This is a genomic window from Hymenobacter sp. BT18 (assembly GCF_012273015.1).
GTDB classification, from domain to species: domain Bacteria; phylum Bacteroidota; class Bacteroidia; order Cytophagales; family Hymenobacteraceae; genus Hymenobacter; species Hymenobacter lutimineralis.
On the sequence record NZ_CP050954.1, the window covers coordinates 2,158,757 to 2,172,858 of the forward strand.

General features: G+C 61.5%; 13 protein-coding genes. 4 read left to right on the plus strand and 9 right to left on the minus strand.

Annotated elements, in window-relative coordinates:
• Nucleotides 1-8: 8 nt before the first annotated feature.
• Both HER32_RS09095 and moaD read right to left on the minus strand, forming a co-directional pair.
• Entirely contained in the window at nt 9-428 is a 420-nt protein-coding gene (locus HER32_RS09095; RefSeq protein ID WP_168681653.1) for a molybdenum cofactor biosynthesis protein MoaE, read from the minus strand.
• A 155-nt stretch (nt 429-583) separates the two neighbouring features.
• A complete protein-coding gene (gene moaD, locus HER32_RS09100) occupies nt 584-853 on the minus strand; it encodes a molybdopterin converting factor subunit 1 (RefSeq protein WP_232066457.1) in 270 nt (89 codons plus the stop codon).
• A 91-nt stretch (nt 854-944) separates the two neighbouring features.
• Between moaD and moaA the strand changes: the two genes are divergently transcribed.
• On the plus strand, nt 945-1,955 hold the full coding sequence (gene moaA / locus HER32_RS09105; RefSeq protein ID WP_149069660.1) for a GTP 3',8-cyclase MoaA: 1,011 nt from the start codon (nt 945-947) through the stop codon (nt 1,953-1,955).
• A 172-nt stretch (nt 1,956-2,127) separates the two neighbouring features.
• Nucleotides 2,128-2,406 carry a DUF1294 domain-containing protein gene (locus HER32_RS09110; protein WP_149069661.1) on the plus strand — a complete coding sequence of 93 codons (279 nt, stop codon included), beginning with the start codon at nt 2,128-2,130 and terminating at the stop codon, nt 2,404-2,406.
• 55 nt (nt 2,407-2,461) lie between these two features.
• Here HER32_RS09110 and HER32_RS09115 read toward each other — a convergent pair whose 3' ends face one another.
• The 3 genes from HER32_RS09115 to moeB all read right to left on the minus strand — a co-directional run bounded on the left by HER32_RS09115 (nt 2,462) and on the right by moeB (nt 5,376).
• A complete protein-coding gene (locus tag HER32_RS09115; RefSeq protein ID WP_168681654.1) occupies nt 2,462-2,845 on the minus strand; it encodes an ester cyclase in 384 nt (127 codons plus the stop codon).
• A gap of 35 nt (nt 2,846-2,880) precedes the next feature.
• Entirely contained in the window at nt 2,881-4,044 is a 1,164-nt protein-coding gene (locus HER32_RS09120; RefSeq protein WP_149069663.1) for a putative sulfate/molybdate transporter, read from the minus strand.
• 237 nt (nt 4,045-4,281) lie between these two features.
• Nucleotides 4,282-5,376 (minus strand): molybdopterin-synthase adenylyltransferase MoeB, encoded by a 1,095-nt coding sequence (gene moeB, locus HER32_RS09125; protein ID WP_168681655.1) that lies wholly within the window; start codon nt 5,374-5,376, stop codon nt 4,282-4,284.
• A 209-nt stretch (nt 5,377-5,585) separates the two neighbouring features.
• Between moeB and fdhD the strand changes: the two genes are divergently transcribed.
• Complete coding sequence (fdhD, locus tag HER32_RS09130; RefSeq protein WP_168681656.1) at nt 5,586-6,452, plus strand: formate dehydrogenase accessory sulfurtransferase FdhD; 867 nt, start codon at nt 5,586-5,588, stop codon at nt 6,450-6,452.
• 5 nt (nt 6,453-6,457) lie between these two features.
• Here fdhD and HER32_RS09135 read toward each other — a convergent pair whose 3' ends face one another.
• Genes HER32_RS09135 through HER32_RS09150 form a run of 4 tightly spaced genes read right to left on the minus strand, consistent with a single transcriptional unit; the run spans nt 6,458 to nt 13,567 of the window.
• Nucleotides 6,458-8,875, minus strand: coding sequence for a hypothetical protein (locus HER32_RS09135; protein ID WP_168681657.1), 2,418 nt, complete (start codon nt 8,873-8,875; stop codon nt 6,458-6,460).
• 26 nt (nt 8,876-8,901) lie between these two features.
• Nucleotides 8,902-10,044 (minus strand): DUF4249 domain-containing protein, encoded by a 1,143-nt coding sequence (locus HER32_RS09140; RefSeq protein ID WP_168681658.1) that lies wholly within the window; start codon nt 10,042-10,044, stop codon nt 8,902-8,904.
• Complete coding sequence (locus tag HER32_RS09145; RefSeq protein ID WP_168681659.1) at nt 10,044-12,830, minus strand: TonB-dependent receptor; 2,787 nt, start codon at nt 12,828-12,830, stop codon at nt 10,044-10,046. Before HER32_RS09145 ends, HER32_RS09140 begins: the two co-directional genes overlap by 1 nt.
• A gap of 8 nt (nt 12,831-12,838) precedes the next feature.
• A complete protein-coding gene (locus tag HER32_RS09150; RefSeq protein ID WP_168681660.1) occupies nt 12,839-13,567 on the minus strand; it encodes a hypothetical protein in 729 nt (242 codons plus the stop codon).
• 205 nt (nt 13,568-13,772) lie between these two features.
• Between HER32_RS09150 and HER32_RS09155 the strand changes: the two genes are divergently transcribed.
• Nucleotides 13,773-14,099 carry a DUF7009 family protein gene (locus HER32_RS09155; RefSeq protein WP_168681661.1) on the plus strand — a complete coding sequence of 109 codons (327 nt, stop codon included), beginning with the start codon at nt 13,773-13,775 and terminating at the stop codon, nt 14,097-14,099.
• Nucleotides 14,100-14,102 lie beyond the last annotated feature (3 nt).

A 14,102-nucleotide genomic window follows, 5' to 3' on the forward strand; every position in this document is an offset into this window, starting at 1 on the left:
AACAGTAGCTACGGGTGGGCGGCTACCCACACGTCCCCATCTTCGTAGAATTCTTTTTTCCAGATGGTTACCACCTGCTTTAGGGTATCGATGATGTACTGGCAGGCGGCGAAGCTCTCGGCCCGGTGCGGCGTGGATACAGCCACTACCACGGCCACGTCGCCGATATACAGCGTGCCTTTGCGATGCACAACGGTTACTTTTTGCAGCATCGGCCACCGCTCGGCGGCTTGCTCGGCTACTTTACGGAGCTGATGCAGGGCCATGCTGTCGTAAGCCTCATACTCGAGGCGCACCACGGGCCGCCCGGTGCTTTGGTTGCGCACCGTGCCGATAAACGTGTTGATGGCTCCGGCTCCATCGGCCTCCACGCTGCGCAGGGCAGTCGGTACGTCGATGGGTTGGTCGGTTAGGTCAATGTGAATCAAGGAGCTGAGAAGGTGAGTGAGGAGAAAAGAACGTCCTGCTGAGCGCAGCCGAAGCATCTCTACCGCAAATCGTGAGGACGAAGCGGTAGAGATGCTTCGGCTGCGCTCAGCAGGACGGGCTGTAGTACTTGGAAACCGGCAACTGGAAACCGAAATTACCCGCCACTTACCGGCGGAATCAGAGCAATTTCGTCGTGCTCCCGCAGCGGGGTATCATCGGCGGCGTACTCGTTGTTGACGGCCACGGCCAGGGAGCTGAGGCGGGCCAGGGCCGGGTAGCGGGCGTGCAGGTCTTGGAGCAGGCCCTGGGCCGACTGCCCTTCGGGCGCCACCATTTCCAGCGTCGGCTGCCCTACGATTTCGCGGGCAATGCCAAACAAAGCAACTTTCAGGTTCATGGACATATCAGCAGAATTGCGCAACATTACGTAGAGCAAACCCAAACAACCACGTCCGCGTTACGTTTTCTTTGCGGCGGCCGACAAACCATTCGGGCAGCACCTCTTCACTTTCTGCATGGCAAGCTTCCCCGCTCCTTCCGTTTTATTCGATAACCACGGCCGCCCGCTGGAGTACCTGCGCCTGGCCGTGACGGACCGGTGCAACCTGCGCTGCTTTTACTGCATGCCCGAGGAAGGTATTCAGTACCTGCCTAAGCAGGAGCTGCTCACCTACGAGGAAATGGAGCGGCTGGTAGGCATCATGGCCCACCTCGGCGTGCGCAAAGTGCGCCTGACGGGCGGGGAGCCATTCGTGCGCCGCGACCTGGTGCCGTTTATGGAGCGTCTGAGCCAGCTGCCCGGCATAGAGGAGCTGACGCTGACGACCAACGGCGTGCTGACCGCGCCCTACGTGCCGGCCCTGGCCAGCATGGGCGTGCGGGCCGTGAACCTGAGCCTGGATACCCTGGACCGCGCCCGGTTTGCCAGCATCACGCGCCGCGACGAGCTTCCCCGGGTACTCGATACCTTCTATGCCCTGCTGGCGGCCGGCATCCGGGTCAAAATTAACGCCGTGGTGATGGACGGGCAGAACACCCAGGACTTACTGCCTCTGGCCGAGCTGACCCGCGACCTGCCCGTAGATGTGCGCTTCATCGAGGAAATGCCCTTCAACGGCCATAGTCACGCCGCTACCCTGCCCTGGAACCACGTGCGCATCCGGGAGCACCTGGCCCTGAACCTGGGCGAGCTGACGCCCGTGCTTACCCGCCCCGGCGATACGGCCTCCCACTACACCGTAGCCGGCCACCAGGGCCGCTTGGGCATTATTGCGGCGTACTCGCGCACGTTCTGCGGCACCTGCAACCGGATTCGTCTCACGGCGGAGGGTGGGCTTAAAACCTGCCTCTACGACCAGGGCGTGCTGGACATCAGGGCGCTGCTGCGGGGTGGAGCCTCTGATGAGCAAGTAGCCGAGGCCCTACAACAGGCTTTCCGCAACCGCGCCGCCAATGGCTTCGAGGCCGAGCAGCAGCGGCCTACGCACCAGCTCAGCTTCGAGTCGATGAGCACGATTGGGGGGTAGGCGGAGCCCCTGCCTTCAGGTGTTGGCTCCAGCCTCCTGTCCGAGCGGCCTATCGAGACAAGGGCTATTTACCTTAGTCCTTTCAGCTGCTTGCTTGGACCCAGCGTTATAACTTGCGGCCCCGCTGCTGCATTTTTCGTCTGCCACATTGCCGGCAGAACGCCCCCGCACCATGACCGTACTTCTGAGCTGCCTGCTATTTCTCAACCTGTCGTGCTTTGTGCTTTTCGCCCTCGATAAACGGAAGGCTCAGCGCGGCCAGCGGCGCATTCCTGAAAAAACACTGCACCTCGCCACGCTGCCGGGCGCGGCTCCCGGTGCGTGGGCGGCCATTTTCCTGCTGCATCACAAAAACCGCAAAGCCGCTTTCTGGAGTGTCACGCTGGTGCTGACGCTGCTCCAAGGAGCGGTGCTTTACTTCGCGTGGCCTTACTTGCAGGCGTCGGTTTAGCAGCTCACGCGGCGGTTTCCGGCCATCCGGCGGGTACTGGCGGAAGAAGCAGGCCTCAGAACATGCCATTGCCGCTTTTATCCTCAGTAGGTATCACCTGCAGCACGTCCCAGTGCTCTACAATCCGGCCTTCGTCGTCGAAGCGGAAGATGTCGATGCCGGCATAGTCGTGGTCGTGGGGCCAGTGCTGGTGGCAGTGTAGCACCACGTGGTCGGCCGCGGCTATAGCCCGCTTAATGGTCACGTGTTTGCCGGGGTACTCCCGCTGCATCCGCTCGAAGTAGTCGATAAAGCCCTGCTTGCCATTGGCCACGTGGGGGTTGTGCTGGATATACTCGTTGCCTACGTAGCGCCGGATAGCCTCGGCAGGCTGGCAGTCGTTGAACATCAGCTCGTAGAAGGCAATGGCCGTTTGCTTGTTTTGCTCGGGGGTAGACATAAGATACGGTGCAACAGGATGAAGCTACTTACTACTTATTTTCCCAAACCCACCCAGCCGCGCCGCATGGCGTAGTGCAGCCCCGTACCTACCACCAGTCCAACTAAATAGCCATAGGGAAGGCCGCTGCACAGCAAGCCCACCAGCAACGCCAGCAGTAAATCGGCGCGGTGGGAACTGATGTCGCGCAGCAGGGTAGCCAGCGTGAGGGCCTCAAAGAGCAACAGTACCCCGAGAATGGGCAGCGGGAAGATGTGCACAAGCTGCTGGAAACCCTGGCTGAAAAACAAGCCCAGCCCCACGAACAGCAGGCCATAGATGATGACCGACCCACCCGTGCGCCCCCCAAACGTGTAGTGCCCCACCATACCGCCTGAGCCGTGGCACACCGGAAAGCCGCCCAGCAGCGGGTTTACCAGGTTCATGAGGGCATAGGTAAAGCTAATCTGGCGGACGGTGAGGGGCCGCTCGGGGAAATAGTCCTGCACCACCTGCCGGGTAGCCAGCACCGAGTTGCCGAGCGACAACGGAATCTGGGGCAAAGCCAGCAGCACGGCCCCGGTCAGGATGTCGGGCCACTGGGGCACGTGCCAGGCGGGCAGGCGCAGGCCCAGGGCTTGGTGGGCCGTAGCAAAATCGAGCTTGAACAGCAGACCATACGCCACGCCCAGGACCAGGACCATTAGGGCCGCGGGCCAGCGGCGGTTGCCGAGCAGCACCACCGTAATGAGGAAGCCCGCCGCCGCCAGGGCATAGCCGCCCAGCCCATCAGCAGGCACGTATTCTTTGAGGGCCAGGGTAGCCAGCTGCAAAGCCAGCCCAAACTGAATGCCCCGGATAACGGGCTTGGGTACCAGCCGGGCCAGCGCATCTATCAGGCCCGTAACCGAGAGCAACAGCATGCTTACCCCAATGGCCAGCCCCCCGCCAAAGATGATGCGGCCGGGAATCTTCTGCGCAATAACCAAAGCAGCAAAGGCTTTCAGGGGCTGCACCGGCATGGGCATTCCGTACCAGAGCCCCGAAAACAGCTGCATCACCCCAAACATGACCAGCACGCCCGCACTATCCATACCCGAGGCGGCAATAACGCCGATGAGCAGGGGCAAGTCAGTCCCCAGGTCGCCGAAAGCCCCCGCCAGCTCGTTGCGGTCGAAGCGAATACGGGGACGGGAAGCCGGCGAAGCAGTAAGGGGCATGGGACTTTGGGGGCTAATGTGGAAATGGGCGGCGCTATGCTAATGTGAGAAATGCACTGACCAAGCATTGAAGCAAACGTAGTACGACTCCGCCACTGCCATTTCTACAAAGTGTTTTCTGAACGCGGTAGAAAAAGTGCTGTTCTTTTAAGGTTGATATTTTCGTCCTGTACATATATAGTGTGGAATAGTAGCTCAATAGCACATTCTCCACATTAGCACATTAGAAAAGCACATTTAATACACTTCCTCTTCCTGCCAGGCCAGGATACCCCCGTTCAGGTTGAGCAGGTTGGCAAAGCCAAACTCCGTTTGCAGCCGCGTAATGGCCTGCTCGCTGCGCCGGCCGGAGCGGCAGTACACCACCACCGGGTGCTGACGTGGTACGGAGCCAGCGCCTTTGTGCAAGCTACCCAGCGGCAGCAGCGTGGCCCCGGGCAGATGACCGGCCAGGTACTCTTCCGGCTCGCGCACATCGAGCAGGAATGGCGGGTGGGCCGATTCCAGCTGCCGCCGCAGCTCGGCCACCGAAATCTGGTTGACGCCCGCCGTGCAGAGGTCGGCGTAGTCGTCGGGGTTGGCGGTGTCGAGGTTGATGGCGGCTTGCTCGGGCCGCCGCGCAAACTTGAGAATGCGCGTCTGAAACGTTAGCGCATCAAACAGCCACAGCCGCCCGCTGAGCACCTCCCCCATGCCGAGCAATACCTTCAGGGTTTCCGTGGCCTGGGCCGTGCCTATCAGGCCGGGCAGCACGCCTAGCACGCCGGTGGCCTCGCAATTGGGGGCCTCGGCGGCGGCAGGGCTCTGCGGGAACAGGCAGCGGTACGTGGGCCCACCCTGGTAGTTGAACACCGAGACCTGCCCTTCGAACTTATAGATAGCGCCCGAAATCAGGGGTTTGCCCAGGCTCACGCAAGCATCGTTGAGCAGGTAGCGCGTAGGGAAGTTGTCGGATCCATCCACTACTACGTCGTAGCGGCCCACCAGCTCGCGCACATTGCCCAGCGTAGCCCGGCAGCCGTGCACCTCCGTTTTCACCAGGGGGTTGAGGCGGTGTACGGCTTGCGCCGCCGTTTCGGCCTTGGGCCGGCCCAGGTCGGCGGGGCCGTAGAGAATCTGCCGCTGCAGGTTGCTTATGTCGACGGTATCGGCGTCTACGATGCCCAGTGTGCCCACACCGGCCGCGGCCAGGTACTGCAGCACCGGGCAGCCCAGGCCGCCGGCTCCTACTACCAGCACGCGGGATTTTTTAAGCGTGAGCTGACCGGCTTCTCCAATCTCGGGCAGCTGGAGGTGACGGCGGTAGCGCTGGCGTTCTTCGGTCGAAAGCATAGGGAACAGGAAAACAACAAAGCCAGAAAGCAGGCCCAGCCTTGCTAACTAGTGCAACCTACTCAAAGTTACTTCGGGCCTCCAGCCCCGGTCTACTGGGGCGCAAAGTCAGCTCAGCAAAATTCTTTTATCCTTTTGGGAGCGACGATAGTTAAAGTCAGTAGTACGGCCCGAAAGCCGGTAGTTTCTTTTTCTTCGTTGCTTTGCTTATGCCCGCTCCGGTTCTTCTCCCTCCCACCAGCTACGACCACGTTACGGTGCAAAAGGTGCAGGGTACGGGCATGACTACGGCCTCTGATATTCTGGCGGCGGAAGAGCCCCTGGAAATCCGGATTGGCTACGGCCCTGCCGCCCAGCGGGAGCACCGTACGCTGGCTATTACCATGCGCACGCCGGGCCACGATTTCGAGCTGACCGCCGGCTTCCTGTTTACGGAGGGGCTGGTGCAGGCCCGGCTTGATCTGCTGGGCCTCGTCTACTGCCCCGATGTGGAGAAGGAAGAAGAGCGGGAAAACGTCGTGCGGGCCGAGCTGGCTTCTACACTTGGTCTCGATTTGCCCCGGCTGGAGCGCCACTTCTACACCAGCAGCAGCTGCGGCGTATGCGGCAAAACCAGCATTGAGGCGGTACATGCTGCCTGCGGCCCCACGCTGCCTGCTACTGGCCCCTATGTAGCGCCGGCCGTGCTCCACGAGCTGCCCGGCCGCCTTCGGGCTGCTCAGGAGCTGTTCGACCAAACCGGGGGCCTGCACGCGGCGGCGCTTTTTTCCTTGCAGGGCGAGCTGCTCTTGCTGCGCGAAGATGTGGGCCGCCACAACGCCCTGGACAAGGTAATTGGGGCTGCTTTCTTGCGGGGGGAGGTGCCGCTGCACCAGCACATCCTGCTGGTAAGTGGGCGCGTGAGCTTCGAGCTGGTGCAGAAAGCCGCCGTGGCGGGCATTACCATCCTGGCGGCTGTGGGCGCCCCCAGCTCCCTGGCCGTTACCGCTGCCCAGAACTTTGGCCTGACGGTGTGCGGCTTTGTGCGGCAGGGGCGCTACAACGTGTACTCCCACGCCTGGCGCCTGCAAAGCTAACGGCCCTACAGCGCCGGTTTTACCTCGAAGGTGAACGTGGCGCTGCCGGCTTGGCCATTTTCCGCCAAGCCCTGTACAACCACCAGATACCGGCCCACTTGGTCGGAGGTGTAAAAGGTAAGGGGGGCCGCCGAGGCATCCGGATTCCAGTACAGCAGGTTGCGGAAGTCGGGCAGGCGGCTTTTGCGGGCCTGGGGCGTATCGTAGCGGGGGGCATAGAACTCGCGCTGCCCTTGCAGGCCTTCGTACTCCTGCAACAGGGCGTGGGCATCAAGCGGGAAGCCCGCCAGGTCGCCTTTGTAGGTGGTGTAGCTCACAACGCCATCGTATACAAGTCCTCCAATAAAATAACGGGTAGTAACCACGTCCAGCTTTTGCACCTTCAGCGGGTCGAAAGCCATGATGCGGTTGATATTGAACACGGGCATGCCGTCGAGCAGCACCAGCGGGTTTTCCGTCACCGACTGCGAGTTGTCGTCCAGCACCCGGAAGTGAAAGCCGTCTTTGCGAATGCGCACCATCACGCCGGGCACGTATTCCCGCATTACTTCCTCCATCACCTTAAACCGGGTGTAGTCGTCGAGGCGGTATTGCTCGCTGGGGCGGCCATAAAACGCGGTGCTGTCTACCGCAGGCAAGGTATAGGAACTGGGGCGGGCGGCGTAGCGCTGCTGCACCTGCGCCTGCACGTAGCGGCGCTGCAGGCTCGCGGCCAGGCTCTCCGAAAGCGTGAGCTGGCCCGCCCCACCCGCCGCGAAGCGCGCGGAGAAGGGCGGCTGCAGCTCTACCCGGTACATGCTGTCGCGCAGGGAGTTGGCTTGCGCTACCACTTGCCTACGCCCATACAGTTCGCCCATTTCAAACTGCACGCTTCCATCGGCTTTGCTTACGGCCGTAGCCAGCCGGATATGGCGGCTGGGCGCCGAAAGGTAGCTGGCCACCCCCGCGCCCGGCGCCCCCGTGCTACGGTTTACCACGCGGCCCCGCACCACATGTCCATTAAGCTCGGGCAGGAAGGCAACCGGCGGCGCTTTTTCGGCCAGCACATCGTCCCACCGAAACCGGCTCCAGCCTTGCGTGAGCATCAGATTATCGGCGGCCGCTGCTACTTCCTGGTTTGCGGTCTTGAGGTAATACCCAGGCTGCTCTACCGGGCCCTTCAGCTCAGAAGTAAGCCACAAATAGCCCGCAATATCCGGATTCGCCGTGGTCGTTAAGGAGTCGAGCTGGTACACGGCCACGGATAGGCTGGCGGCAGGCCCTGAGGCGGCCTGGAGCTGCAACGTCACTTTCTCCCGGCGGGCGTACTGGGCCTTATCTGTCTGGACCGTGAGAGTTAGCCCCGTGGGAGGGCGGCTGAAATACAGCCGCTCACAAACGGGCTGCCGTCGGCTGTTGAAGAGCGTGAGGTGGGCAACGCCCGCAGCCAGCTGGGATTTATTTACCACGAAAACTGCCTGTCCGTCTACCAGCTGGCCGGCAGTGGCTAAGGCTACCTTCTGCCCGGCATGAGCCAGCAGAAATACCTGCTCATTTTCCAGGGCCGCACCCCGACTACGCACCGTTACCCGCAGCTGCTCCGCGCTGCCCTCGGTAAGGTGCAGCACGTAGCCCTGCTCCTGCACGGCGGGCAGCGCGTAGGTGGCGGTTTGCCGGTTTGGCAGCTGCACCACCGCCTTGTAGGCCGTGCCGGCCTGGGCAGGCGTAAACTCAACGCGACCAAGGCCAAACCGCAGGGTGCTGAAACGGCCTACACTGACGCCGTTTTTATCCAGCAACGTGCCTTCGGCCGCTATACCCTGGCCGGCGCTGTTCGTGATTTTAACTCCCAAGGTGCTCTTGATGCCCGCCACCAGGTAGCCGCCTTCGGGAAAAAACTGCACGTCGTAGGCAGCGGCGGGCGTTGGGGTGATACCACCGGCCGGGGTGCTGGTATTCACCACCGTGATGGTCGTATGGAAGTAAAGCTCCGGGCTGAAGTTCTGCATCCAGCTGGTGTACGCCCGCACCGTGTAGCGGCCGGAGGGCAGCGTAGCCGGCAGCACAAACGAGCCGCGGCCGGTGGCTTGTTTCAAGGCCACTTGGGCTTGCAGCACCGCTTTATTTCCTGAGCTCAGCACTTCTACGTACGCTATTTTGCTGGCGGGCAGGGGCTGATGCGAGCTGCCAGCCACGGCGTATACCTTAAACCACAGGGTTTCGCCGCTCACGTAGCTGGGGCGGTCGAGGTGCAGAAACAGCTTTTCGGCGGGCAGCCGTTGCTGGTAGCTGGTCAGGCGGTGGGCAATGGTTTGCAGGGAATCGGCCTGGGCCAGCGCCGACGCCGGGTTGCCTACAAGCAGCCAGCCCGCCAGCCCGGTTACGACATAAGCCAGACGAGCCAACGAAAAACGGCGAAGCAGCGGCAGGGGTAGATAGAGCATACACGCGTTGGGTTAAGGCTTCGCTGCTAAGGCCAGAAGTCTGGTTTCACGTTGGTACCGCGCAGGCGGCAGTCTACGCACACGCCGGGGCTGCTGGTATAGCCGATGAGGGTGCGGCCGGCATATAAGCCCTCAAGCGGCAGCAGATTGGGGTTGCTGAAGTAAAAGGCTACATCAGCCAGCTTTACGGTGTCGGGTTTGCCGCACGACTCGTAGCCCGTCTGGAAACGCACAATAGACTCCAGCTCCGTGCGGTCGATAAACAGCCGCTTTTCCGTGTAGGTAGCCGCGCCCACGTAGCCAATAACCGGCTCGGCCGCGTCGGCCTGGTTGTGCACGTTGCCGGTGAGCTGGGTGGGCTGGGGGTCGAAGAGGCCACCGAGACTTTCGGTGTTCTTTTTGAGCTTTTCCCAGTAGGCAAATTCCTCGGCTGTGAGGGCGTATTGCTTTACCAGAATGCTGTATTTGATGCCCAGCTTAACAGAGGTGGACTCCAGCAGGCGCAATGGGAAGTCTTTCACCACATCCTGGCTGAGCCGGCTGGTGCTTCCCAGCTGAATAGCAGTGGAGCTTTCGTTGCCCCAGCAGTAGTAAATGTTCTCCTGCCGGTTCTGCATCACGCCATCTACATACTCCACGCCCGAGGAGTAAGCCGAGTGAAACAGCCAGGTTTCGTCGTAGCGCCAGCGGTAGTAGCGCGTGGCGTTGGCGTCGTCGTGGGTACTCACGTAGACCTGCAAGCCCCGGTTCGTCAGCGCCCAGGTTACTTTATCGATGGGCGGGGTCTGGCGGGCGGCCACCAGGTCCGACGCATACTCCTTGCCCGCGGCAGTACGGATGCGCAGGCGGTAGCGCAAAGCAGGGTTCAGGCTCATGGCGGCCGACTGATACGTGCCGGCTTCCTGCTCGGGGAGCGGATAGGCGGCCCCGGCCTCATCCTGAATCGTGACGGTGGCGTCGGCTTCCACGGGCACGGGCGCGTCGGCCTTGTTCTTGGTGCGCGACAGGCGGATCGTGGTTGGCCCGTTCAGGTTGATGAAGCCGTCTACCACCAGGTAGCTTTGGGGCGAGTTCAGCACGTCCGGCTCGAACTTATCAACGCAGCCGCCCAGCACCAGAAGCAGGACACCGGCCAGGAGTTTCCACACGCGGGAGTTGAAGTCCATCATCAGAACTTGAAATTGTACGTGACGCTCGGAATCGGCTGCCCAAAAATGGAAAGCTGGTAGCCGTTGATTTTGCCGTTCTGCGCCTTGAAATACACGGAGTAGGGGTTGCGCCGGCCCGTGAGGTTGTACACCGACACCGTCCAGGAGCTGTGGGCCAGCTTTTTGGCTTTGTGGCCGCCCTCGATGTTGAGGGCAAAGTCTACGCGGTAGTAGTCGGGTACACGGTAGGCGTTGCGGTCGGAGTAGAACACGCGGGTGGCGCCCTCCAGGTAATAGGTGGTGAGCGGCAGGGTGATGGGGCGGCCGGTGCTGTAGTTGAAGTTCAGGGACGTGCTGAAGCGGCGGCTGAAGCGGTAGTTGCCGGCCAGGGTCACGTCGTGGGGCTTGTCGAAGTTGCTGGGGTAGTACTCGCCCCCGTTGATCTGCTCGGCGGGTGTGCCGGCGTTGGCCCGCACCAGGGAGCGGGAATAGGTGTAGCTCAGCCAGCCGTTGATCTTGCCCGTCGATTTCTTCACCGAAAACTCTGCCCCGTAGGCCTTGCCCTCGGCGTTGATGATATCGGTTTCCAGGTGGTGGTTCAGCAGCAGCGAGGCCCCGCTGATGTAGTCCACGAAGTCGTGCATGAACTTGTAATAGGTTTCCACCGAGGTTTCAATGGTATTGTTGCGGAAGTTGCGGTAGTAGCCCACCGAGAACTGGTCGCCCACCTGGGGCCGCACGTAGGCGTCGCTCAGCTTCCAGGTATCAGTGGGCGAGATGGAAGCCGTGTTCGACAACTGGTGAATATACTGGCGCGTGCGGTTGTAGCTGGCTTTCACCGAGGCGCGGTCCGACAGCGCATACTTCAAAGAAACGCGGTACTCAGGCCCGTGGTAGGTAGCAATGGTTTTTCCCGCACCGTAGCGCACCGTATCGGTGATGGTGTACACCGAGCGGGCCACGCCGGGCGCGTACTGGTACACGTCGCGGGCGCCCAAGGCCTGATACAGGGAGTAGCGCAGCCCCACCGAAACCGCCAGCCGGGGCGTCACGTCCCAGCGGTCTGATATATACAAGGCACTTTCCTGACCTTGCTCGCGGTCCAGCTCATCGAGCTCTATCAGCGACTCTGCACCCCGGGGCGTGAGGCGGCCCGGCATCAGGCGGTAGCGCAGTGTACTGGCCCCGAAGTCGATGGTGTGCTTGGCGTTGCGGAAGTAGCTGAAATCGGCCTGCAGGCCTACCTGGGCCAGGTCAAACGCCAGCGCCGAGGCACTCACCAGGTTTTTCTCGCTCGTCACCTCGTACCCATACTGGCTGCCGGTAGCGGTAAGCACCCCGTAGAGCGTGTTGCTGAAGGTGTGGCGCCACTTCAGGCTGGCGTTGCGGTTCTGGTAGGCGTAGGCCGTATCGGAGGCCAGCTTGAACCGGTCCCGGCTCAGGTAGCCGGTGGCGTAGAGCGTGTTTTTCCCGTCCAGCTCGTGGCTGAGGTGGGCACTCACGTCATAAAAGGAGGCGGCGCTTTCCCGCAGGCTGCGGTCGGGCAGGCGGCGCAAAATCCAGTCGGAGTACGAGGAGCGGCCCCCAATGATGAACGAGCTTTTGTCTTTGATGATGGGGCCTTCCAGCGTGAGGCGGCTGGTGAGCAGCCCAATGCCGCCCGAGCCGGCCAGCTTTTTCTTGTTGCCGTCGCGGGTAGCAATGTCCAGCACCGACGACAGCCTACCACCGTAGCGGGCCGGAATGGCGCTTTTGTAGAGCTCCACCGTCTTCAGAATGTCGGGGTTGAAGGCCGAAAAGAAGCCAAAAAGGTGCGAGGGACTGTACACCGTGGCGTCGTTGAAGAGAATCAGGTTCTGGTCGGTAGCCCCGCCCCGCACGCTGATGCCGGTGCTGCCCTCGCCAATGGACTTTACCCCGGGCAGGGTAAGCACCACCCGCAGAATGTCGGTTTCGCCGAAGGCCGTGGGCACCTGCCGGATGGTTTTGATGTCGAGCTTTTCCACGCCCATCTGCAGGCTAGCCACGTTTTTGTCTTTCTCAGCTTCCACCCGCACCTCCTTCAGGGCGGTAATATCCTCTTCCACTTCTACCTCCAGCTTGCCATCGGCGTGCAGCATAATGCGGCGCTGAGTGTTTTTGATGCCAATACCCCGGATGTTGAGCACGTGCTGGCCCACTGGCAGCGTAAGGGCGTAATAGCCAAACTGGTCGGTGCTGGTACCAATCGAAGGACCTTCAATGTACACGGACGCCCCCAGCACCGGCTCCCCCGACTTGGCTTCGCGGATGTGACCGGCTACGGTGGCCGTAGCCCCTCTGGCGGCGCCCACCCGGCCTATTTCGTAGAGACGCGCACTACTGGTAGCCCGGGTAGCCGGGACGGCCGGATCAGTGGGCTCCTCTGCCGTAACGGCCACGGCACTGCCCTGAAAGTAATTGTCCGGCAGCGTGACGGGCAGCGGGGTGCCCATTGTCAGGAATACGTTGTGCTCCTCGTCCACGGCAACCCGAACGGGCGTGGGAGCAAAGGCCTGCTGCAGGACGCTGGTCAGGGGTTGTTCCAGCACGCGCACGTTCACCAGCACGCCCTTTACGCTGGCCGAGTCGAAGTAAAACCGATAGGTACTCTGTGCTTCCAGCTGGCGCGCAAACTCCTCCACGCTCAGGTTCTGGAAGTTTCCGCTAATAAGCGGCTCTGCTCGCTGGGCAGAGGCAGCCCAGCTGCTCAGGCAGCAGGCAATCAGCAGAATAATTCGATAAAATGGCTGCTTGAAGCAAGCAGAAGCCTGAAGCCGTTGGCCCATGGTTCTTTCTAGTGTCTGGCGGGGGAAGAAGGCACAGGCAGGGTAGCGTAGTACTGGAGCAAGGCAGTCAGGGCTTCCTGGCGGCGGGTACTGCTGAACTGGAGCTTCCGGGTTTTGATGTATTCCCGCAGGCGCGCTTTGCTTTCGGGGAAGAGCGCCAGCACCGACTTGGCCTTCCCCACGCTGTGGAGTTCTGTGCCCTGGCGGACGAAGAACTCGTCTTTCTGGGTTATTTCGCCTTCCATCCCCCCAGCAACGGAGCGCTGCTGCAGGTTTTTGCGGTGGGCGGCCAGCAGCTGCACGCTCCCATCTATTAGCACCTCGTAGAAGCCCGTGCGGATGGGCGCGGCGCGGCTGGAGTCGGCTACCAGACGGATAAACGAGTGGCTACCCAGGCTAAAGCGGGTGACCCGCTCGTTGATGAGCTGCAGGGTCAGGGCGCCCAGCGGTGCTTTCAGCACCAGCACCTCACGCACAATATCGTAGCGCAGGGGCACGGAGTAGGTGCCCCCGCCGTACTCCACGGTGCCGGGCTGCGGGTCGGCCGAGTCAAAAAAGGCGTGGCCCTTGATGTAGGACCGAACATAGTTGACGTATTCCTGCCCGTTGTACAGTTGCGAGTCAAAGTCCAGGCCGGCCTCGTAGTGCTGGCGCAGGGTGCGCAGAACCGGGGGCACTTCGCTGGGGGCCGCGCTGGCCGTTTGGCCCAGGGCAAAGCCGGCCGGCAACAGCAGCAAGAGCCCAGCGCAGCTATAAAGCTGGTATAATTTCATCCGAAGCAGGTGGTCTGAAAGTATAAGATAGCGCAAGTACGCCCAGCGTTGCATCAATTCAACCCCGCCTGCTCGTTCACCCGTTTGGGCCTGCACGGGTAGATAACAATCTATAGCAACCTCACTACCTTCCGAAAACCTTTTCTACCCGATTCGGCTAGTACTTGCTATGAAAATTCGCCTGGAAGAAAACACGCTGCGCGTACGCCTAGATGCCCGGGAAATTTTAGCGTTTCAGCAACAGGGCCGCCTGGAAACCGTGGTTTGCCTGGGTTTGCTGGCCTCCGACCAGCTAACCTACACCCTAGAGCGCACCCCCGACGCACAAGCATTGGCCGTTGCCTACGCGGCGGGCACTGTGCGCGTGCTGGTACCGACGGCGGCCGCCGATGCCTGGACGACAACCGGGCAAGTCAGCCTCCAGGGCGCTATGCCCGTATTCAACAACCAGGTGCTCCAAATTCTGGTTGAAAAAGACCTGGGCTGCAAGCACTAGTAT